The 21,068-nt window shown below is 42.3% G+C and carries 21 protein-coding genes; 13 read left to right on the top strand and 8 right to left on the bottom strand.

All coding sequences use genetic code 11. The features are described 5' to 3' along the window. The first annotated feature begins 161 nt into the window (after window positions 1-161). Window positions 162-1,391 carry a phosphoglycerate dehydrogenase gene (gene serA, locus A9260_RS02340; RefSeq protein WP_068695811.1) on the top strand — a complete coding sequence of 410 codons (1,230 nt, stop codon included), beginning with the start codon at window positions 162-164 and terminating at the stop codon, window positions 1,389-1,391. A 316-nt stretch (window positions 1,392-1,707) separates the two neighbouring features. Here serA and A9260_RS02345 read toward each other — a convergent pair whose 3' ends face one another. The 6 genes from A9260_RS02345 to tkt all read right to left on the bottom strand — a co-directional run bounded on the left by A9260_RS02345 (window position 1,708) and on the right by tkt (window position 9,355). Beyond that, window positions 1,708-2,400 (bottom strand): oxidative stress defense protein, encoded by a 693-nt coding sequence (locus A9260_RS02345; protein ID WP_068695813.1) that lies wholly within the window; start codon window positions 2,398-2,400, stop codon window positions 1,708-1,710. Between the two features lie 161 nt (window positions 2,401-2,561). Further along, a complete protein-coding gene (gene mscS / locus A9260_RS02350) occupies window positions 2,562-3,383 on the bottom strand; it encodes a small-conductance mechanosensitive channel MscS (RefSeq protein ID WP_156683994.1) in 822 nt (273 codons plus the stop codon). A 257-nt stretch (window positions 3,384-3,640) separates the two neighbouring features. Continuing rightward, window positions 3,641-4,717 (bottom strand): class II fructose-bisphosphate aldolase, encoded by a 1,077-nt coding sequence (gene fbaA, locus A9260_RS02355; protein WP_068695817.1) that lies wholly within the window; start codon window positions 4,715-4,717, stop codon window positions 3,641-3,643. A gap of 128 nt (window positions 4,718-4,845) precedes the next feature. After that, a complete protein-coding gene (locus A9260_RS02360; RefSeq protein WP_068695819.1) occupies window positions 4,846-6,009 on the bottom strand; it encodes a phosphoglycerate kinase in 1,164 nt (387 codons plus the stop codon). A 163-nt stretch (window positions 6,010-6,172) separates the two neighbouring features. Further along, window positions 6,173-7,198, bottom strand: a complete 1,026-nt coding sequence (gene epd, locus A9260_RS02365) for an erythrose-4-phosphate dehydrogenase (RefSeq protein WP_068695821.1) — start codon at window positions 7,196-7,198, stop codon at window positions 6,173-6,175. Between the two features lie 162 nt (window positions 7,199-7,360). Beyond that, complete coding sequence (tkt, locus tag A9260_RS02370) at window positions 7,361-9,355, bottom strand: transketolase (RefSeq protein WP_068695823.1); 1,995 nt, start codon at window positions 9,353-9,355, stop codon at window positions 7,361-7,363. A 340-nt stretch (window positions 9,356-9,695) separates the two neighbouring features. On the opposite strand from tkt, the gene metK reads away from it, so the two are divergent. From metK to ruvX, 8 genes are all read left to right on the top strand, one after another. Further along, a complete protein-coding gene (gene metK / locus A9260_RS02375) occupies window positions 9,696-10,850 on the top strand; it encodes a methionine adenosyltransferase (protein WP_068695825.1) in 1,155 nt (384 codons plus the stop codon). A 236-nt stretch (window positions 10,851-11,086) separates the two neighbouring features. Beyond that, window positions 11,087-11,881, top strand: a complete 795-nt coding sequence (locus tag A9260_RS02380) for a DUF2189 domain-containing protein (RefSeq protein WP_068695827.1) — start codon at window positions 11,087-11,089, stop codon at window positions 11,879-11,881. A gap of 132 nt (window positions 11,882-12,013) precedes the next feature. Next, window positions 12,014-12,508 carry a SprT family zinc-dependent metalloprotease gene (locus A9260_RS02385; RefSeq protein WP_068695829.1) on the top strand — a complete coding sequence of 165 codons (495 nt, stop codon included), beginning with the start codon at window positions 12,014-12,016 and terminating at the stop codon, window positions 12,506-12,508. A 103-nt stretch (window positions 12,509-12,611) separates the two neighbouring features. Then, the gene (locus A9260_RS02390; RefSeq protein WP_068695831.1) at window positions 12,612-13,307 is read left to right on the top strand and encodes an endonuclease; all 696 of its coding nucleotides are present in this window, start codon (window positions 12,612-12,614) and stop codon (window positions 13,305-13,307) included. Window positions 13,308-13,402: 95 nt separating this feature from the next. Beyond that, window positions 13,403-14,134 carry a 16S rRNA (uracil(1498)-N(3))-methyltransferase gene (gene rsmE, locus A9260_RS02395; RefSeq protein ID WP_068695833.1) on the top strand — a complete coding sequence of 244 codons (732 nt, stop codon included), beginning with the start codon at window positions 13,403-13,405 and terminating at the stop codon, window positions 14,132-14,134. 11 nt (window positions 14,135-14,145) lie between these two features. Further along, window positions 14,146-15,093: a glutathione synthase gene (gene gshB, locus A9260_RS02400; protein WP_068695835.1), complete on the top strand. Its 948-nt coding sequence runs from the start codon at window positions 14,146-14,148 to the stop codon at window positions 15,091-15,093. A 120-nt stretch (window positions 15,094-15,213) separates the two neighbouring features. Continuing rightward, a complete protein-coding gene (locus A9260_RS02405) occupies window positions 15,214-15,774 on the top strand; it encodes a YqgE/AlgH family protein (protein ID WP_068695837.1) in 561 nt (186 codons plus the stop codon). Next, window positions 15,771-16,196, top strand: a complete 426-nt coding sequence (gene ruvX, locus A9260_RS02410; protein ID WP_068695839.1) for a Holliday junction resolvase RuvX — start codon at window positions 15,771-15,773, stop codon at window positions 16,194-16,196. The genes A9260_RS02405 and ruvX overlap by 4 nt, the downstream gene beginning before the upstream one ends. Before the next feature lie 5 nt (window positions 16,197-16,201). Here ruvX and A9260_RS02415 read toward each other — a convergent pair whose 3' ends face one another. Both A9260_RS02415 and A9260_RS02420 read right to left on the bottom strand, forming a co-directional pair. Next, window positions 16,202-17,305, bottom strand: a complete 1,104-nt coding sequence (locus tag A9260_RS02415) for a PilT/PilU family type 4a pilus ATPase (protein ID WP_068695841.1) — start codon at window positions 17,303-17,305, stop codon at window positions 16,202-16,204. A gap of 26 nt (window positions 17,306-17,331) precedes the next feature. Then, a complete protein-coding gene (locus A9260_RS02420; protein WP_068695843.1) occupies window positions 17,332-18,378 on the bottom strand; it encodes a type IV pilus twitching motility protein PilT in 1,047 nt (348 codons plus the stop codon). Window positions 18,379-18,402: 24 nt separating this feature from the next. Here A9260_RS02420 and A9260_RS02425 point away from each other — a divergent pair, with 24 nt between their 5' ends. From A9260_RS02425 to A9260_RS02440, 4 genes are read left to right on the top strand one after another with little or no spacing between them, the layout of a single operon-like run. Next, the gene (locus tag A9260_RS02425; RefSeq protein WP_068695844.1) at window positions 18,403-19,113 is read left to right on the top strand and encodes a YggS family pyridoxal phosphate-dependent enzyme; all 711 of its coding nucleotides are present in this window, start codon (window positions 18,403-18,405) and stop codon (window positions 19,111-19,113) included. A 54-nt stretch (window positions 19,114-19,167) separates the two neighbouring features. Then, window positions 19,168-19,992 (top strand): pyrroline-5-carboxylate reductase, encoded by an 825-nt coding sequence (proC, locus tag A9260_RS02430; RefSeq protein ID WP_082957010.1) that lies wholly within the window; start codon window positions 19,168-19,170, stop codon window positions 19,990-19,992. A gap of 18 nt (window positions 19,993-20,010) precedes the next feature. Then, the gene (locus tag A9260_RS02435) at window positions 20,011-20,580 is read left to right on the top strand and encodes a YggT family protein (protein ID WP_068695846.1); all 570 of its coding nucleotides are present in this window, start codon (window positions 20,011-20,013) and stop codon (window positions 20,578-20,580) included. Window positions 20,581-20,618: 38 nt separating this feature from the next. Then, complete coding sequence (locus A9260_RS02440) at window positions 20,619-21,062, top strand: DUF4426 domain-containing protein (protein WP_068695848.1); 444 nt, start codon at window positions 20,619-20,621, stop codon at window positions 21,060-21,062. Window positions 21,063-21,068: the final 6 nt, after the last annotated feature.

A 21,068-nucleotide genomic window follows, 5' to 3' on the forward strand; every position in this document is an offset into this window, starting at 1 on the left:
CTAAAAAACATAAAGAGCAGTCACTCATTTAAGTGACTGCTCTTTTTTTATTGTAATTTTCTTACCCAAGCTGTTCTTTTTTTGATAATTTAGAGTCAGTCCAATTTGGAAAACGTTTATTTTTCGAAATTAATTTACTGATACGTTAAGGAATAACCGCAATGACTAAAGTCTCACTTGATAAAGATAAAATTAAAATACTACTTCTTGAAGGACTGCATCCTTCTTCAGTTGAAGTACTAGAGGCTGCGGGTTACTCCAACATTGAATATCACAAAGGCTCAATTTCGGAAGAAGAATTAATTGAAGCGGTTAAAGACGTTCACTTTATCGGTATTCGTTCGCGCACTAACCTAAATGAAACAGTATTAGCAGCAGCAAACAAGCTAGTTGCTATTGGCTGTTTCTGTATTGGTACTAACCAAGTTGACCTAAAAGCGGCGGCGGTTAAAGGCGTACCTGTATTTAACGCACCATTTTCTAACACTCGTAGTGTTGCCGAGTTGGTGCTTGGTCAGATCCTATTGTTGATGCGCGGCATTCCAGAGAAAAACGCACTTGCACACCGTGGTATTTGGAAAAAAAGTGCCGACCATTCTTATGAGGCTCGTGGTAAGCGTTTAGGTATTATTGGTTACGGCCATATCGGTACTCAGCTGAGTATCATTGCTGAAAACTTAGGGATGCGTGTTTACTTCTACGACATTGAAAATAAACTGTCTTTGGGTAATGCAACTCAAGTTCGAAGCATGACTGAGCTACTGAGCAAATGTGATGTGATTAGCTTACACGTACCAGAAACGGCTGAAACAAAGAACATGATGGGCGCTGAAGAGTTTGCTCTAATGAAGCCTGGCTCAATCTTTATCAATGCCGCTCGCGGAACAGTTGTCGATATTCCTGCACTATGTAACTCACTAGAATCTGGTCATATTTCTGGTGCGGCTGTGGATGTATTCCCAGTAGAACCAAAAACAAATGCTGACTCTTTTGAGTCACCTCTAACCAAGTTTGATAACGTTATTTTGACCCCTCACGTAGGTGGTTCAACACAAGAAGCGCAAGAAAACATTGGTGTAGAAGTTGCGGGCAAGCTGGCTAAATACTCAGATAACGGCTCAACACTATCAAGTGTTAACTTCCCTCAAGTATCACTGCCACAACACAAAGGCACTTCTCGTTTGCTACACATTCACGAGAACCGCCCGGGCATCCTAACGCAAATTAACACCATATTTGCTAGTGCAGACATCAACATCATTGGTCAGTACTTACAAACTAACAGCAGTATCGGTTATGTTGTTATAGATGTTGAAGCAAACCGCTCTCAAGAAGCCCTAGATAAGCTAAAAGAGATCGATGGCACGATTAGAGCTCGCCTACTTCACTAAGAGTTAATTGGCGCACTAAAAAGCCTAGCTAGCCAGGGTGAGATAACAAACGTTATTTGAACAAAATCATGTGCATTATAGGAACAACTCTTTGTGATATGGGTTTATGGCATGGATGCCATAATGAAGCCATCAAGGATGATTTCACGGCGTCTTGTGGAGATGATGTACATGATTATTCGATAAATGTTCACTCATACGTTCGCCCTAGCTAGCTATTCGACAAAGCTATAGACCATAACTAAAAAGCCCTTACTGTTCGTTTTATTTAAACGAAAACAGTAAGGGCTTTTTAGATTTACTACGTTTAATGGAATTACTTCAGCTTATAAATGACATTAATACGATCTTTTATCACAATTCTTGAATCTTGGTAGCTACTTGTACGCTCAGGTGAATCCATCTGCACACTTCGAGAGAGCATAGGCCTAACTTGCGGGGATTGATAACTGATTTGCCACACACCATCTAATTGTTTATCAAAACCTTCAGCAATCGACTTTGCTTTAAACTGTGCATCTTTAATCGCTTCACTACGTGCAATACCTTGATACTTAGCTGAATCCTTAACGCCTAGTTGAACCCTATCAATACGATTAATACCCGATTTAAGTGCAACATCAAGTAGCTTAGGTAAAGCTGCGAGATCTTCTACTGTGACCTTAATTGTTCGCGATGCTCGATAACCTTTTTGTTCTGGCTTGGCATTTTTGGGGTAATGCATTTGCGGTATTAACTGAATATTACCGCTTTGAATATATTCTCTTGCTAAGCCTGATGCTTGTAGCTTTGCTAAAAAGTCATCGACAACTTTATCCGCCTCAGTCTTAGCGTCTTCTGCGCTATTTTTAATCACCACAACTTGAACGCTAAACTCTGCCATATCAGGCTCGGCAAAAACCTCCCCGTAACCTGTCGTGGTTAAGTGGGGGAAATTTAATACTTGTGCCTGAGATCCAAAACTACATAGAAAGATAAGCACCGTAAAAATTAATCTAAACATTGTCATCATATTCTCCAGTTAATCTTACTTTTTTGACTGCCTATTAATGAGAAGGTTTCATACCAATCACAGCAAGTAAGTGATCACTTTAACTGGCTACGATTGCTATCATTTATCCCAAACGAAAAAACGCGCCAAAAGGCGCGTTTAGAAAGTATAAAGTCGGATTACGATTCCACTTTATTTACATGTACATCCATTTGTGGGAATGGAATTTCAATACCATTCTCATCAAGAGCAATTTTAATCGCTTGTAGCGTATCAAAATATACATCCCAATAATCAGCCGTACGACACCAAGGGCGAACCACAAAGTTCACCGATGAATCAGCTAGTGCCAATACGCCAATTTGAATGCCTTTATCTTTAAGAAGACGATCATCGGCCTCTAGTGCTTGTCTGATCACTTGCTCAGTTTTCTTCAAGTCAGCACCGTAAGACACACCAATCACATGATCAACACGGCGTGTATCATGTCGTGAGTAGTTAACAATAGGACTGCCTATAACACTACCATTTGGCACGATAACCATTTTATTGTCTGGAGATGTCAGAACCGTTTGGAAAATTTGAATTGAATCAACCGAACCTGCGACACCGCCAATTTCTACGTAGTCACCAGATTTAAACGGACGGAACGCAACAATAAGAACACCAGCAGCAAAGTTAGATAGAGAGCCTTGTAGAGCAAGACCAACGGCTAAACCCGCAGCACCGATGATAGCGACAACAGAAGCTGTTTGAACACCAAGGCGTCCAAGAGCTGCAATCAATACGATAACAAATAGCAGATAGCGAACCATCGCATGAACAAAGTGAATGACAGCCTTATCTAAATCACGCTTTTCAAGCATTTTTGAAACACTGTTCGCAATCATTTTAGTGATAATATTACCAATAAAAAGAATCAGAACAGCAGTAATGATATTTACTGCATAGCTCACTAATAGATCCGAATTGTTCAGGAACCAATGGTGAGCACCTTGCATGCCTTCATGAAGGGCATCTACGCTTGGGATTTCAGGGGTTTCTTGTGACATTGTAAATTTCTCTTCCGTAATAAAGTGTTACAACTATGCTGTGATCAGCATCATACTTCCATATGTACGTTATAAGTCAAGCTTCTGTAAAAAACACAGCATGCTGAAGACTTTAAAGACTGCACCTAAAAACTATAGTACAGAAGACAAAAAAAACCCGCTATAAAAGCGGGTTTTTCTAATTTAATTAGTGAGTTGCGAGACGATTAAAGCACGTCAATTGCGTTAAGGTCAGCAAATGCTTTCTCAAGACGCGTAACCATAGAAGATTGACCAGCACGTAGCCATACGCGAGGATCGTAGTACTTCTTGTTAGGCGCAGCTTCACCCGTTGGGTTACCAATTTGGCCTTGTAGGAAGTCATGGTTTTCAGCTTCGTAAGTACGGATGCCGTCCCAAGTCGCCCACTGTGTATCAGTATCGATGTTCATTTTAATAACACCGTAGCCGATAGACTCTTTGATTTCTGCTTCAGAAGAACCAGAACCACCGTGGAATACAAAGTTTAGCGCATTATGAGCTAGACCAAACTTCTCAGCACAGTATGCTTGAGAGTCACGTAGGATAGTTGGAGTAAGAACTACGTTACCTGCTTGGTACACACCGTGTACGTTACCAAATGATGCAGCAATAGTGAAACGTGGGCTAATAGCACTTAGTTTCTCGTATGCGTAAGCAACATCTTCAGGAGAAGTGTAAAGCTCAGATGCATCCATATCAGAGTTATCTACGCCGTCTTCTTCACCACCAGTACAACCTAGTTCGATTTCTAGAGTCATGCCCATTTTAGCCATGCGCTCTAGGTATTTAGAACAGATTTCGATGTTCTCTTCTAGAGACTCTTCAGAAAGGTCGATCATATGAGAAGAGAATAAAGGCTTACCAGTTTGAGCGAAGAACTCTTCACCAGCGTCTAGTAGACCGTCAATCCAAGGAAGAAGTTTCTTAGCTGCGTGGTCAGTATGAAGAATAACTGGAACACCGTAAGTTTCCGCAACAGCGTGAACGTATTTAGCGCCAGCAACACCACCAAGGATTTGCGCACCTTGACCTTCTAATTTAACGCCTTTACCAGCAAAAAAGCCTGCACCGCCGTTAGAAAACTGAACTACTACAGGAGCTTTAACTTTAGCTGCTGCTTCTAGTACACCATTTACAGAATCAGTATTAACAACATTAACTGCAGGAAGAGCAAAGTTATTTTCTTTTGCTACTTCAAACACTTTTTGTACGTCATCACCAGAGATAACACCAGGTTTTACAAAATCGAAGATCTTAGACATGGAATAAGTCCTATTTTCTGTCGTTTAGTATTAAATTGCACTTTTGCAAACATAAAAATTACTGACAAAACAAGGTTTTGTAGCAAAATTAATAAAAAGGGCGAGAACAAGGTTCTCGCCTAAAAAAATTACGCTTTTGCGCGTTCTTCTAGCATAGCAACTGCTGGAAGTACTTTACCTTCTACAAACTCAAGGAAAGCGCCGCCGCCAGTTGAGATGTAAGAAACGTCAGCTTTGATACCGAACTTGTCGATAGCTGCTAGCGTGTCACCACCACCGGCTACAGAGAAACCTGCAGACTCAGCGATTGCTTTAGAAATACCTGCTGTACCCGCTTCAAAGTTTTTGAATTCGAATACGCCAACAGGGCCATTCCAAAGAATAGTTTTTGCATTAGCAATGATGTCAGCAAGAACCGCTGTTGAATCAGGGCCAAGGTCGAAAATCATGTCATCGTCTTGAACGTCAGCAACGTTTTTGATTTCCGCTTCAGCGTTCTCATCAAATGCTTTTGCACAAGCAACATCAGTCGCAACTGGAATTGCACACTCTTTCATTAGTTTCTTAGCTGTTTCAACTAGGTCTGCTTCATATAGAGACTTACCTACGTTGTGGCCTTCTGCAGCGATAAATGTATTAGCAATACCACCACCCACAACAAGTTGATCAGCAACTTTAGATAGAGACTCAAGAACAGTCAGTTTAGTAGAAACTTTAGAACCACCAACGATAGCCACTAGTGGGCGCTCTGGGTTATCCATTGCTTTAGCCAGTGCTTCTAGCTCTGCTGCAAGAAGAGGGCCAGCACAAGCTACAGGAGCGTTAGTACCTACACCGTGAGTTGACGCTTGAGCACGGTGAGCTGTACCAAATGCATCCATAACAAAGATGTCACAAAGAGCAGCGTACTTCTTAGATAGCTCTTCTTCGTTTTTCTTCTCGCCTTTGTTGAAACGAACGTTTTCAAGAACAACGAGTTCGCCAGCATTTAGCTCAAGACCATTTAGGTAGTCTTTAGCTAGCTTAACTTCACAATCAAGCGCATCGTTTAAGTAGTTAACTACAGGTTGTAGTGAGAACTCTTCAGCGTATTCGCCTTCAGTTGGACGACCTAGGTGAGAAGTAACCATTACTTTAGCACCCGCTTCCAAGCAAAGCTTGATAGTAGGGATAGATGCAAGAATACGAGCATCAGAAGTTACTTTACCGTCTTTTACTGGAACGTTTAGGTCAGCACGGATAAATACGCGTTTACCTGCTAGATCCAGGTCAGTCATCTTAATTACAGACATTGTTAGTCCTCTAGGTTTAAATTTAAAAACTGTGCACCCTATCCTAGCAAAATTGCTAAAAAGAGTGTTCAAAATCTCTCTAATATAAAGCTACATTGGGCCATTTATTTTATAGTTCAAGAGTTGGAACTAAAAAGCCATGTATTTATTTCACGCAATGTAATTAATGTGAGCTATGCATCGCCAAAGCCGTATCTAGCATCCGATTTGCAAATCCCCACTCATTATCACACCACACTAACATCTTGACTAATTGGCCATCACTGACTCGGGTTTGAGACCCATCGACAATCGCACTATGCGAGTCATGATTAAAGTCAATTGATACCAATGGAGCTTCAGTGTAATCAACTATTGATTGTAATGTACATTGAGACGCTTGCAAAATAGTTTGATTTACGTCATGAACAGTGACGTTCGTGTCCAAAGTTACACTTAAATCCATTGCCGTTACATTAACAGTTGGAACCCTGACTGAAATAGCCTCAAACTTATTCTCAAACTTTGGAAAGATCCTTTCGATACCTTTATGCAATTTTGTATCAACAGGAATGATTGACTGACTGGCACTGCGAGTACGTCGCAAATCGGGATGATAGGCATCAATAACTTGCTGATCGTTCATTGATGAGTGAATAGTAGTAATCGTGCCTCGTTGGATACCATAGGCTTCATCAAGCACTTTTATGATAGGAACAATACAGTTTGTGGTGCAAGAACCGTTTGAAACAACTTTATGTTCTGGTTTTAAGCTTTGATGGTTGATGCCATAGATAATGGTGTTATCAAGATCATTAGAGCCCGGGTGTGAGTACAGCACTTTACCAGCACCAGCAGCAATGTGTTGTTGCCCTTCTTCCTGAGAGCCAAAAACACCAGTACAGTCCAGAACAATATCTACATCTAAATCACGCCAAGGAAGTAAATCTAGCTCTGCAAGATGCAGAATACGTATTTCATCTTTACTGCCATCTAAATGATGAATATTTAGATACTCTTGAGTATGAGAGACCTTAAGATTGAAACGTCCATGGCTAGTGTCATATTGAAGTAGATGAGCCATAGCATCAGGCTGAGCTAATTCATTAACAGCAACAACTTGAATCTGCCCAGACTTACCACTTTCATAAACAGCTCTAAGTACATTGCGTCCAATACGACCAAACCCATTAATAGCTACTCTTAACATACCTTTACTCCGAATAAGGCTTATTATAATTATTGAGTAGAAGTTTATCATTCTGTAATAGCAAATAGAAAAAGGATTACTCTAAATGCTAAAAGGAACGAATTAAAGACAAAAAAGCCAGCAGTAAACTGCTGGCTTTATATTTTGTGAAGTGGCAATAAATTAAGCTAAAAGCTCTTTAGCTGTATTTACTACGTTGTCAGTTGTGAAACCAAACATTTTGAATAGCTCGCCTGCTGGTGCAGATTCGCCGAATGATCTCATGCCGATGATCTTGCCACCGAAGCCAACGTACTTGTACCAGAAGTCAGCGATACCGGCTTCTACAGCGATACGTTTAGTCACTGATGAAGGTAGGACTGATTCACGGTAAGCTTCGTCTTGCTTGTCGAATGCATCTGTTGATGGCATTGAAACAACACGTACTGCTTTGCCTGTGGCTGTTAGTTCAGCTTGCGCTGCAACGGCAAGTTCAACTTCAGAACCTGTCGCAATGATGATTAGCTCAGGTGTACCTGCGCAATCTTTCAATACGTAAGCACCTTTAGCGATATCAGCAACTTGAGTTGCGTTACGCTCTTGCTGTGCAAGGTTTTGGCGAGAGAAGATAAGCGCTGTAGGCGCATCTTTACGTTCGATAGCCAATTTCCAAGCAACTGCTGACTCAACTTGGTCACATGGACGCCATGTGCTCATGTTTGGAGTCAAACGTAGAGAAGCGATTTGCTCAACCGGTTGGTGAGTTGGACCATCTTCACCCAGACCGATAGAGTCATGAGTATAAACTTGGATATTCTGAATTTTCATCAGAGCAGCCATACGCATTGCGTTACGCGCGTATTCCATGAACATTAGGAAAGTTGCGCCGTATGGTACGAAACCACCGTGCAGAGCAATACCATTCATGATTGCAGTCATACCAAATTCACGTACACCGTAATGGATGTAGTTACCTGAGAAGTCATTTGCTTCAAGAGACTTAGAACCAGACCACATAGTCAAGTTAGAAGGCGCAAGGTCAGCAGAACCACCCATGAATTCAGGAAGCATTTTACCAAACGCTTCTAATGCATTTTGCGATGCTTTACGTGATGCAATGTTTGCAGGGTTAGCTTGAAGGTCAGCAATAATTTGGTTAGTTGCTTCTTCCCACTGTGCAGGAAGTTCGCCATTTACACGACGTTTTAGTTCAGCAGCTTCTGCTGGGTATGCTGCCGCGTAAGCGTCAAACTTAGCATTCCAAGCTGCTTCTTTTTCAGAGCCTGATGCTTTTGCATCCCACTGTGAGTAGATGTCAGCAGGAACTTCGAAAGGACCGTGTTCCCAGCCAAGAGCGGCTTTAGTTGCAACGATTTCGTCAGCGCCTAGTGGAGCACCGTGACAATCGTGCGTGCCAGCTTTGTTTGGAGAACCAAAACCAATCACTGTCTTAGTACAGATAAGTGTTGGGCGAGGGTCTGCTTTAGCCGCAACGATAGCTGCGTTAATTTCTTCTGCATTGTGACCGTCTACAGCCGGAATTACGTGCCAGCCGTAAGCTTCAAAACGCTTAGGCGTATCATCAGAGAACCAACCTTCAACTTCACCATCAATTGAGATGCCGTTGTCATCCCAGAAAGCAACAAGCTTGCCAAGACCAAGAGTACCCGCAAGAGAACAAGCCTCGTGTGAAATACCTTCCATCAAACAACCATCACCCATGAATACATAAGTGAAGTGATCAACGATGTCGTGACCTTCTTTGTTAAACTGAGCAGCAAGTGCTTTCTCAGCCATAGCCATACCAACTGCGTTAGTAATACCTTGGCCTAAAGGACCTGTTGTCGTTTCGATACCAGGTGCGTAACCATATTCTGGGTGACCTGGTGTCTTAGAGTGCAACTGACGGAAGTTTTTAAGGTCATCAATAGATAACTCATAACCGGTCAAATGAAGCAGAGAGTAGATCAGCATTGAGCCGTGGCCGTTTGATAAAATAAAACGGTCGCGGTCAGCCCACTCTGGGTTTTGTGGGTTGTGGTTTAGATGACCACGCCAAAGTACTTCAGCGATGTCAGCCATACCCATAGGTGCGCCTGGGTGACCAGAGTTAGCTTGTTGAACACCATCCATGCTAAGAGCACGAATTGCATTGGCTAGATCTTTACGAGAAGACATGTCTGCTCCTGAATGCATAAGCAATTTATTAAAAAATAAGTCCTGAACTCAACAGAGGGTGTTGAGAACGGTTATTGTCGCAAAGCCCCTCTATTACTGCAAACGGTTTCCCGTGCATAATTCACACTAAGATGCATTAATTTGCTTAATATCTCACTGCATGGAGAAAACCTGATTTACCTCAATGCAAATCTTTTCCCACTTAAATCGTAAAAAAGCTTGTATTTCGCACATTCAAAATTAGAATAGACGTCTAGAAGTAGAAACACCTACTTAACAAGTACAACTTAAAAGACGCCATGATGCGTCTTTTCTTAACTAAGAAATAAGGGAGCCCATCATGGCTAAGCACCTGTTTACTTCTGAATCTGTATCAGAAGGCCATCCAGATAAAATTGCAGACCAAATCTCTGATGCGGTTCTAGATGCAATCATTGAGCAAGATCCTAAAGCTCGTGTTGCATGTGAAACTTACGTAAAAACTGGCATGGTTATGGTAGGCGGCGAAGTCACTACCTCTGCTTGGGTTGATATCGAAGAGCTGACACGTGAAACGGTTCGTGAAATTGGTTACGTTAACTCAGAAATGGGTTTTGATGCAGACTCTTGTGCTGTATTAAACACTATCGGTAAGCAATCTCCAGACATCAACCAAGGCGTTGATAAGTCAGACCCTAAAGATCAAGGGGCTGGAGACCAAGGTATTATGTTTGGTTACGCAACTAACGAAACTGAAGTATTAATGCCTGCGCCAATTACTTACTCTCACCGTCTTGTAGAAAAACAAGCTGAAGTTCGTAAAAACGGCACACTGCCATGGTTGCGCCCAGATGCAAAATCTCAGGTAACGTTCCAATACGACCAAGGTAAGATTGTTGGTATCGACGCTGTTGTTCTATCTACTCAGCATAGCGAAAGCATCTCAACGGATGACCTTCGTGAAGCAGTAATGGAAACAATCATTAAACCAGTACTTCCTGCGCAATGGTTAAATAAAGAAACTAAATTCTTTATTAACCCAACTGGTCGTTTTGTTATCGGTGGCCCAATGGGTGACTGTGGCCTAACTGGTCGTAAAATCATCGTTGATACCTACGGCGGCGCAGCTCGTCACGGTGGCGGTGCATTCTCTGGTAAAGATCCATCAAAAGTTGACCGTAGTGCAGCATACGCAGCACGTTATGTAGCGAAGAACATCGTGGCAGCTGGTATGGCTGACCGTTGTGAAATCCAACTGTCTTACGCTATCGGTGTTGCTGATCCAACATCTATCATGATCGAAACTTTTGGTACTGAAAAAGTAGCTCAAGAAATCATCATTGAAGCTGTTCGTCAAAACTTCGACTTACGCCCATACGGTCTACAAGAAATGTTGAACTTGCTTCAACCTATCTACAAGAAAACAGCAGCTTATGGTCACTTTGGTCGTGAAGAATTCCCTTGGGAAGCGACTGACAAAGCGGCGATTCTTAAAGATTTTGCTGGTATCAAATAAGCTAATTTAGCGGTAAACATTCTGAAACCTCAGCCTTTGTGCTGAGGTTTTTTTTATCCTGCCAACTACTCCTTTCTGATTAATTTTCCCACAAAATTTGTATTTCATGCCATCCATGACGATAGTTATCAAAGTTAATGAAATGTTAACCAGATCAAGTTTTACAAAATAAATAATGTGGCTCAGTCTAAAGTGGATTCTAGTTTAGTCCGTTAGACTTAATCTGGAGGATTACCATGCCTCGTACATATAACGAAGATGGCTTGCACAATACATCGAAAGTTAAAGATAGCGAATACGCAAAAACACTACCATGCAACAGCATCACCATTAGCGACCCTTTTCAGTGGCTCGCGTTAGGTTTAAATGATTTTATTCGCTCCCCTATTATTAGCCTTTTTTATGGCGCTTGTTTTGCTGTAGCCGCTGCCGGCATTGTTGGTTTGATATACCTACAGGGCAACCACTCCCATTTAGTTATTCTTCCCGCACTTATTATCTACATGCTAATAGGCCCCTTTCTGGCCCTTGGTTTGTACGATACAAGTTGGGCAATAGAACGAGGAAAACAACCCAGTCTACTGCATTCGATGAAAGCCATTGGGCGTAATTCAACATCACAATGGAGCTTTGCGGTACTACTTGTAGTGGCCATGATATTTTGGATGAGAATCGCCTCTTTACTGCATGCGTTATACCCCTCAGTAGAAGGTGCCAGCATTATTGAATTTGCTCCTTTCCTTATTACAGGCTCTATCGCCGGATTCATTTTGGCAACCGTGGTCTTTAGTATTTCCGTTTTCTCGATGCCTCTTATGCTAGAAAGACGCGTTGATATTATGACCGCAATATTTTCCAGTTTTCACGCAGTAAAAAGTAACCCTGGGCCTCTACTGGTATGGGCTGGAATTATTTGTGGCGGAGTACTGATTGGCTTTGCAACTTACGGCATTGGCATGATAATGACGATGCCCATTTTAGGTTATGGCACATGGCATGCCTATCACGCGACAATTCAAAAGAAACATTAATTTCATAGATAACACATTGAATTTATTAATCATAAAAAGGAGAACTTAAGTTCTCCTTTTTTACCTGCATTGACCTGAATTCCAAGATTAAGTTAAAGTAACGCTAGTTCATCTCAATCAACTATTTCTCGCATGGATCCGCTTCAATATCAGCTCACAAAAAAAACGGCCTCACTGATTCAGGTGGCTAACACACATTTCAAGCGTACCTTTGCTATGCCAAAGATAGAAATTGATATGCGTGGCAAAGCCGCAGGAAAAGCCTTTTTGCAGCTTAATGTGATTAAATTAAATAAAGTACTGTTAGCTGAAAATCAGCAAGACTTTATTGATGAAGTTTTACCTCATGAGTTGGCACATTTAATTACCCACCAAGTTTTTGGTCGAGTAAGACCACATGGTAAAGAATGGCAATATGTCATGTCCAAAGTGTTTTCAATCAAGCCTGAGCGGACTCACTCTATGGATGTCAGTTCCGTTCAAGGTAAAACCTTCGAGTACCAATGCGGTTGTCGAACCTACCCTCTTACTATTCGTCGTCACAATAAAGTGATGAGAAGCGAAAGTAGTTATACCTGTCGCAGTTGTGGCAATACTTTGAGCTTTACGGGAAAACAGCTCAGTTAATATCAAGCAATCTCATCTAATGCTTCACTGAACAAAATCTGGTCAAATAAGCCGATTAACGGTAATCTCTACGCTGTTTTTCATCAACATCCATAGAATATCCTTGAAACGTTCAATTTTCCTGATTATTGGCCTAGTACTTATCTCTCTAACTGCACACGCCAAACCGCATTCCTTTTATAAATCAAAACAGCTCGCGATAGGCATTTATCAGCAGCATCCACAAACCTTCTATTGTGGCTGTCACATTGACTGGCATGGTAAAAAAGGGACACCGCAATTATCTGACTGCGGTTATCAAGTGCGAAAACAACAGCGCCGAGCCAATCGTATCGAATGGGAACATATCGTCCCTGCGGCGCAATTAGGCAAACAAAGACAATGTTGGCAAGAAGGTGGACGCTCTAATTGCACCAAGAGTGATCCTATCTATAAAGAGATGGAAGCGGATCTACATAATTTGGTGCCAGCAATCGGTGAGGTTAATGGCGACCGTTCTAACTATGATTTCTCGCAATGGAACGGCGTACATGGTGTCAGTTATGGCCAATGTAAAATGCAGGTAAGCTTTAAAGATGACAAAGTTATGCCGCCAACCTATGCTCGTGGAGCTATCGCTCGCACCTATTTATACATGAAACAGCAATACCCTATTACACTCTCATCTTCGCAAATAAAGCTGATGCAAGCTTGGAATAAAACCTACGCGGTAACAGATTGGGAATGCAAAAGAGACCAGTTAATCACTAAAATTCAAGGTAACTCTAACCCGTTCGTTGAGCAAAAGTGTCAACACTAAAAAAATCGTACCAAGCAGACTGAGCGACCCCTCTTGTTATTTGTTACCATAGCAACCATATTTAGTTAGTTCAGTCAGTTACAGGTACGATTTAAATGCGCATCCCTAGGATATATCATCCGGAATCTTTATCTTCAGCCACACAAGTTCAGCTTTGCGACGATGCTGCTGGACATATTGGGCGTGTATTAAGAATGCAGGTAGGCCAAGCCGTCTCTCTCTTTGACGGTAGCAACGTTGAATATTCCGCAGTCATCACTGAGGTTTCCAAGAAAAACGTTGCAGTAGAAATACAAGACTCTACACAACATAATGTTGAATCCCCGCTAGACATTCATTTAGGCCAGGTTGTTTCTCGTGGCGATAAGATGGAGTTCACCATTCAAAAATCAGTAGAGCTTGGCGTGAATACCATCACCCCTCTTATCTCTGAGCGCTGTGGCGTAAAACTCGATCCTAAACGTTTTGAAAAAAAGCTGCAGCAATGGCAAAAAATTGCAATTGCTGCCTGTGAACAAAGTGGTCGCAATCGAGTCCCTGTCATCAGACCTATCATGCAATTAGAGCAGTGGTGTAGCGAAGAGTACCAAGGGTTAAAACTCAATCTTCACCCTCGAGCACCCTACTCTATCAATACACTTCCGCAGCCTATGACCCAAGTGAAACTATTGATAGGCCCAGAAGGTGGACTTTCTGATTCAGAAATTGCCATGACCACAGAATATAACTTCGAACAAACTTTGTTAGGCCCGCGCGTGCTACGAACAGAAACCGCAGCTCTAACAGCAATTACCGCACTGCAAGTTCGCTTTGGCGATCTTGGCTAGGAGAGAAACGAATGATTAAGATCGGCATAGTGATGGACCCAATCTCATCCATCAACATTAAAAAAGATTCAAGCTTTGCAATGCTCCTTGAAGCGCAAAGCCGTGGTTATGAAATCCACTATATGGAAATGAATGATCTTCACTTAGATCAAGGTGTGGCTGTTGCCGATACTAAGACTCTAAAAATAGAAAAGAACCCTGAATCTTGGTTTGAGTTCCTGTCAGAGCAAACCATCAAATTGTCCGATCTTGACGCGGTATTAATGCGTAAAGATCCACCATTTGATACTGAATACATCTACGCAACTTACATTCTTGAGCGCGCGGAAGTGGAAGGGACTCTCATCGTCAACAAGCCACAAAGCCTGCGTGATTGTAACGAGAAGCTTTATACCGCATGGTTTGCTGCTCTAACGCCAACCACTATCGTGACTCGCAAAGCTGAAAAAATCAAAGCGTTCCATGAAGAGCATCGCGATGTCATTCTTAAACCTCTTGATGGAATGGGCGGCGCGTCTATTTTCCGAGTTAAAGAAGGCGATCCTAACGTATCGGTTATTATCGAAACCCTAACTAACCATGGTCAAAACTACGCAATGGCACAAGCGTTCGTTCCCGATATTAGCAATGGTGATAAACGTATTTTGATCGTTGATGGCGAGCCAATGCCATATTGCCTAGCGCGTATCCCAGCCAAAGGTGAAACTCGCGGCAACTTAGCAGCAGGTGGTCGCGGTGAAGCAAGACCTCTAAGCGAGACAGATTTTGCCATAGCTAATGCAATCGGTCCTACACTTAAAGAGAAAGGACTCATTTTTGTCGGCTTAGATGTTATTGGCGACAAAGTAACTGAAATTAATGTCACTAGCCCTACTTGTATTGTTGAGATCGAAACTGAATTTGGCATCTCAATTACCGGTAAATTGATGGATGCTATTGAGCGTCGCATCAATAAGTAATACCTCTCTTGCAAAAGAAATAACTGCTAAAACTCGTAGCCAGCAAGCTTGTGAATAACCGATATTGCATCAACACTCGCTTGCTGTCTTATTTTAAGAGGGAATTTTCAGAGGTAGCCTATGAATCTTACTAATCATTTTTTAGTCGCCATGCCATCGATAGAAGACCCTTATTTTAAGCGTTCCGTTATCTATATTTGTGAGCATAATGAAAATGGCGCGATGGGGATTATGATTAACGCTCCTATCGATATCACTGTCGGCGGCATGTTAAAGCAGGTCGAGCTTAAATCAGCCAATATCCAAGCTGGCGATAGTCTCAAGCAGCCAGTACACAATGGCGGCCCGGTATCAGAAGATCGCGGCTTTATTTTGCATCAACCAAAAGATAAATATCAATCGAGTATGGTGATGACAGACAGCCTGACCGTCACGACCTCTAAAGACATATTGGCAGTGCTCGGTACTCAAGAAGAGCCAACACAGTACCTAGTGGCACTGGGATATTCAGGTTGGGAAGCCGGTCAACTGGAAAGCGAACTCGCCGAAAACTCTTGGTTAACGATCGAAGCTGATCCCAATATTATCTTTACAACACCAGTACAAGATCGCTGGTCTAGCGCCGTGCAATCTTTAGGTATAGATGCCTCCCAATTATCAACACAAGCAGGACATGCATGAGCAAAACCATCATGGCATTTGATTATGGCACCAAAAGCATTGGTAGTGCCATAGGCCAAGACATCACAGGTACAGCCACCCCTCTAAAAGCTTTTAAGGCCAAAGACGGCATCCCAAATTGGGACGATATTGGTAATTTACTGACTGAGTGGAAACCCGATTTAGTGGTTGTAGGCTTACCAACAGACTTACACGGTAAAGACTTGCAAACCATCACCCCTAGGGCGAAAAAGTTTGCTCAGCGCATACATGGTCGATTTGGCGTGCCGGTTGAGCTTCATGATGAAAGACTTTCAACAACAGAAGCTCGCTCAGATCTTTTTGCTATGGGTGGTTACAAAGCATTAAGTAAAGGTAACGTGGATTGCCAATCCGCCGTGGTGATTTTAGAAAGTTGGTTTGAAAGCCAGTGGGGAGAGTAGCCCCCTCATCCCATATCAATCTTAATGTCATCTAAAGGACCATCAGTACTTACCCCTTGATGATTCTTTAACATCAGGCGCAGATCATTGGCAGAATCTGCGCTGCGTAACGCCTCTTCCTCTGTGATCTTATCTTGCTTAAGCAGTTCAAGTAGAGATTGATCAAAAGTACAAATCCCAACTTGTTGAGTTTTTGCCATATAGCTTTTGATCTCTGTGATCTCCCCTTGACGAATGAGATCCGATGCCCTTGGCGTCACTTGCAGTATCTCTAAAGCAACATGGCGTCCCGTACCATTTTTGGCTTTAAGCAATTGCTGACCGACAATTCCCTTTAGATTAAGAGAAAGATCCAACAGGAAATGCTCTCTTTGTTCTTTGGACACCAAATGTAAAATCCGATCTAATGCCTGATTGGCATTATTGGCGTGCAAGGTTGCCACACACAAATGCCCCGTTTCAGCAAAGGTCATTGCATAACGCATGGTTTCTGGGGTGCGTATCTCACCAATGACAATCATATCCGGAGCTTGTCGTAATGAGTTCTTTAACGCAATTTCATAACTTTCTGTATCGAGCCCAACCTCACGCTGAGTGACGATGCTCTTGTGATGCTGATGCACAAATTCAATGGGATCTTCTACCGTCAATATATGACCGTGTTGAGTTTGATTTCTATGGCCGACCATAGCGGCAAGAGTACTGGATTTACCAGAACCTGTCGCACCAACTACCAAGACTAAACCACGCTTTGTCATCGCCAGATCTTTTAATGTATCAGGCAAGCCAAGATCGGCAAAAGAAGGAATATTTGTTTCAATATGACGAATCACCGCACCGGGTAAGTCACGCTGAAAAAAAGCACTGACTCTAAAGCGACCAGATTCACTCTCAATGGCAAAATTAGCCTCTCGAGTAGCGCGAAACTCCTTACGCCTATCATTATCCATGATGCTATCAAGAAGGGCTGTCACTCCAGATTGATGCAGTTTGTCAGCAAAAGGCTGCAACTCCCCGTCGATGCGAAACATGCAAGGAGAGTCTACCGTAATGTACAAATCTGACGCCTTTTGTTGCGTCATCGCATCGAGCAATTCTTTAAGTTCCATCTTCTTTCCTTGCTGTTATTTTATGCTTAAAAACCAGAACCAAGCATAGGTTGAATCTCAATCTTAGCCTCAGCCTCTTCTCGGCTCACTAAGTCTTGTTGCATCAGTTGATTAACCGATTGCTCCATCGTTGTCATGCCAAGAGCTGCGCCCGTTTGGATAATGGAGTACATCTGCGCGACTTTATCTTCTCTGATAAGGTTTCTAATTGCTGGGTTTGCCAGCATAATTTCATGACATGCCACTCGCCCGCCACCATTGCGTTTTAATAACTTTTGCGCAATCACTGCACGTAACGATTCCGATAGCATAGAGCGCACCATGTTTTTATCGCCTGCTGGAAACACATCAATAATTCTATCAATACTCTTTGCAGCAGAACTAGTGTGCAAAGTACCAAAGACTAAGTGACCGGTTTCTGCGGCAGTAAGAGCAAGGCTGATCGTTTCTTGATCGCGCAGCTCACCCACCAAAATTACATCAGGATCCTCACGCAAAGCCGAACGTAATGCCGCCTTAAAGCTATGTGTATCACGGTGAACTTCACGCTGATTCACCAAACATTTAGAACTTTGATGAACAAATTCGATAGGGTCTTCAATGGTTAAAATATGCTTATTGTGGTTACGATTAATATAATCAACCATCGCCGCTAGAGTGGTTGATTTACCCGAGCCTGTAGGCCCTGTTACCAAGACTAAGCCTTTCTCATAGTTGACTATTTTTTCAAATATAGGCGGGCAATTAAGCTGTTCTAAAGTAGGAATGACGGTTGGGATGGTTCGAAATACTGCCGAAGAACCACGGCTTTGATTGAAGGCATTAACCCTAAAACGCCCCACACCACTAAGTTCTATCGAAAAATCGAGCTCTAAATTTGACTCGAACTCACTTCGCTGAGCATCATCCATAATATCAAAAATAAGAGCATGAACTTCAGCCTCACTAAATTCAGGCATCTCTAGACGTCGAACGTCACCATCAATTCTAACCATTGGTGGCAAACCTGACGAAAGATGTAGATCTGAGGCATTATGCTTTACACTAAAGCGAAGTAATTCGGTGATATCCATAACATTCCTTATTAAGTCAAAACTATGCAGACAATCCAATCAAATTTAGAAAATATTCATCAGCAGATTCAAGATTCTGAACGTAAGTTTGGGCGTCCAATTCATTCAGTGCAACTTCTTGCGGTAAGTAAAACTAAACCGATTCAAGCCGTAGTGAATGCTTGTGAAGCTGGTCAACGTCAATTTGGCGAGAACTACGTTCAAGAAGGCGTTGAAAAAATTCAATATTTTCAAGAACATCATAACGACTTAGACATAAAATGGCACTTTATTGGTCCAATACAATCTAATAAAACGCGTCCCATCAGTGAGAACTTTGATTGGGTGCACTCTATTGACCGCGCCAAGGTTGCTCAACGCCTAAGCGATCAAAGACCAGATAATAAAAAACCGATACAAGTGCTTATTCAAGTGAATACCAGCGGCGAAGCCAGTAAATCAGGTATTTCCACACAACAAGCTCTCGAACTGGCGACGGTTATCGAAGGTCTACCTAATCTAACTTTGCGTGGACTAATGTCCATCCCAGCGAATGTTTCGAGTTATGATGAGCAGCTGCATGCCTTTAATCAGCTTAAAGACTTGTTTGAACAAATAAAATCCCAATATCCACAAGTAGATACTTTGTCTATGGGCATGAGTGGCGATATGCAAGCGGCAATCGAAGCTGGCAGTACCATGGTTCGCATCGGTACCGCTATTTTTGGTGCACGTGACTATTCAAATGCTAAATAGAGCAAACCATAAGTTAGTAAACCATAAATAAAACAAACAGTAAGGGATCACTTTTTGGCTAATTCAGTACGTAACATTGCCTTTATTGGCTCTGGGAACATGGCAAGCTCTATCATTGCAGGACTGCTTGATAGTGGCTATCCAGCGCAAGCCATCACGGCAACTGCGCCTTCACAGCAAAGTCGCGATAGCATCGCTGAGCGTTTTTCGGTTGCCACAACGCCGGACAATCACTTAGCCGTCTCGCAAGCTGATGTGATTGTTCTCTCAGTAAAACCGCAGATGATGTCCGATGTATTAGCTGAACTTTCTGATATTGATTTTGAGAACAAACTACTCATCTCAATTGCGGCAGGTATTACCGTGCCACGTTTACAATCAATGCTCGGTAAAAATGCCGACTTTGTACGAGTCATGCCAAATACTCCCTCTTTACTGGGACTGGGCATGAGTGGCTTATATGCTCCACAGAATATTAGCCAACAACACAAAGCCTTTGCTGGGCAATTAATGCAAGCAGTAGGCGAGATTTGCTGGGTTGAAAGTGAAGCTCAAATTAACTCGATTATTGCCGCAGCTGGAAGCTCACCTGCTTATTTCTTCTTATTTATGGAAGCAATGCAAAAAGAAGCCATAGCTCAAGGTTTTGACGAACAAACCGCGCGCTTACTGGTTCAACAATCTGCCGCAGGCGCTGCACAAATGGTGGTCGAAAATCCAGATTTAGAGCTTGCGACTTTGCGTAATCAGGTGACCTCAAAAGGTGGTACGACAGCAGAAGCTATCGCCACATTTAACCAACATCAACTCTCCGATACCGTCGCTAAAGCCATGCAGGCTGCAGTAAAACGTGCCGAAGAGATGGAATCCCTTTTTTAACTTCATCAAGGTTTTGTAATGAATTCAATGCAATTTTTAGTGACTACCGTTTTTGACCTATACATCATGGTCGTCATTCTTAGAATTTGGTTGCAGGCGGCACGAGCTGACTTCTACAACCCGTTTTCACAGTTTATTGTGAAAGCAACACAACCGGTTTTAAAACCACTGCGCCGTATTATTCCATCAATTGGTAATATCGATCTTGCTACGATTAGCTTTGCCTACGTGCTATGTGTATTAAAGTTTGTACTGCTGATGTTTATTGCGTCCAATGGCGCGGTAGGCTTTAGTCCTGATCTATTAATTATTGGTCTGCTTGCTCTAGTTAAAGCGGCCGGTAAATTACTATTTTGGGTGCTACTACTACGTGCAATTCTTAGCTGGGTAAGCCAAGGTCGCAGCCCTATGGAATATGTATTCCATCAATTAACTGAACCTATGCTTGCACCAATTCGCCGTATTCTTCCAGCAATGGGTGGATTAGATCTTAGTGTTTTGGTTCTGTTTCTTGTCCTTCAATTTGCCAACTTCCTAATGGGTGACTTAACTAGCAGCCTATTTGGACCGATTTGGTACGGACTGTAATTTTTATTTAGGGGCCCCGTTACACGATGAGTTACATAATGAAAAAGCAACTTATAAAAGCACTGTGCGCTCTGCTAATTGCAGGATTTGCAATGCCAAGTTTAGCGGGACAATTTGTTCGAATGAAAGATATTGAACTGCATTATTCTGCGTTTAATTCGACATTTTTAGCCCCTAAAGTTGCTAGAGATTTAAAGCTAAAAAGAAACCCTTATATCGCGCTGATCAATATCAGCGCTTTAGATCTCTACAGCGTAGGTAAAAAACCTACCCCAGTCGTACTGACAGGTACGGCAAAAAATTTGGTCGGAAATACCAAAAAATTAACCTTTAGAGAAATCACTCAAGGTGAAGCTATCTACTATTTAGCGGAACTGCCTATTACCGAGAATGAAACTTTCCGCTTTGAAATCAAAGCAGACTCTGGCACTAAAGGCAGTGGTATTCTTCGATTTAATCAAACCTTCCATATTCAGGAGTAATTTCCC

The sequence above is a fragment of the Vibrio sp. UCD-FRSSP16_30 genome, from assembly GCF_001676025.1.
In the GTDB taxonomy this organism is placed as follows: Bacteria; Pseudomonadota; Gammaproteobacteria; order Enterobacterales; family Vibrionaceae; genus Vibrio.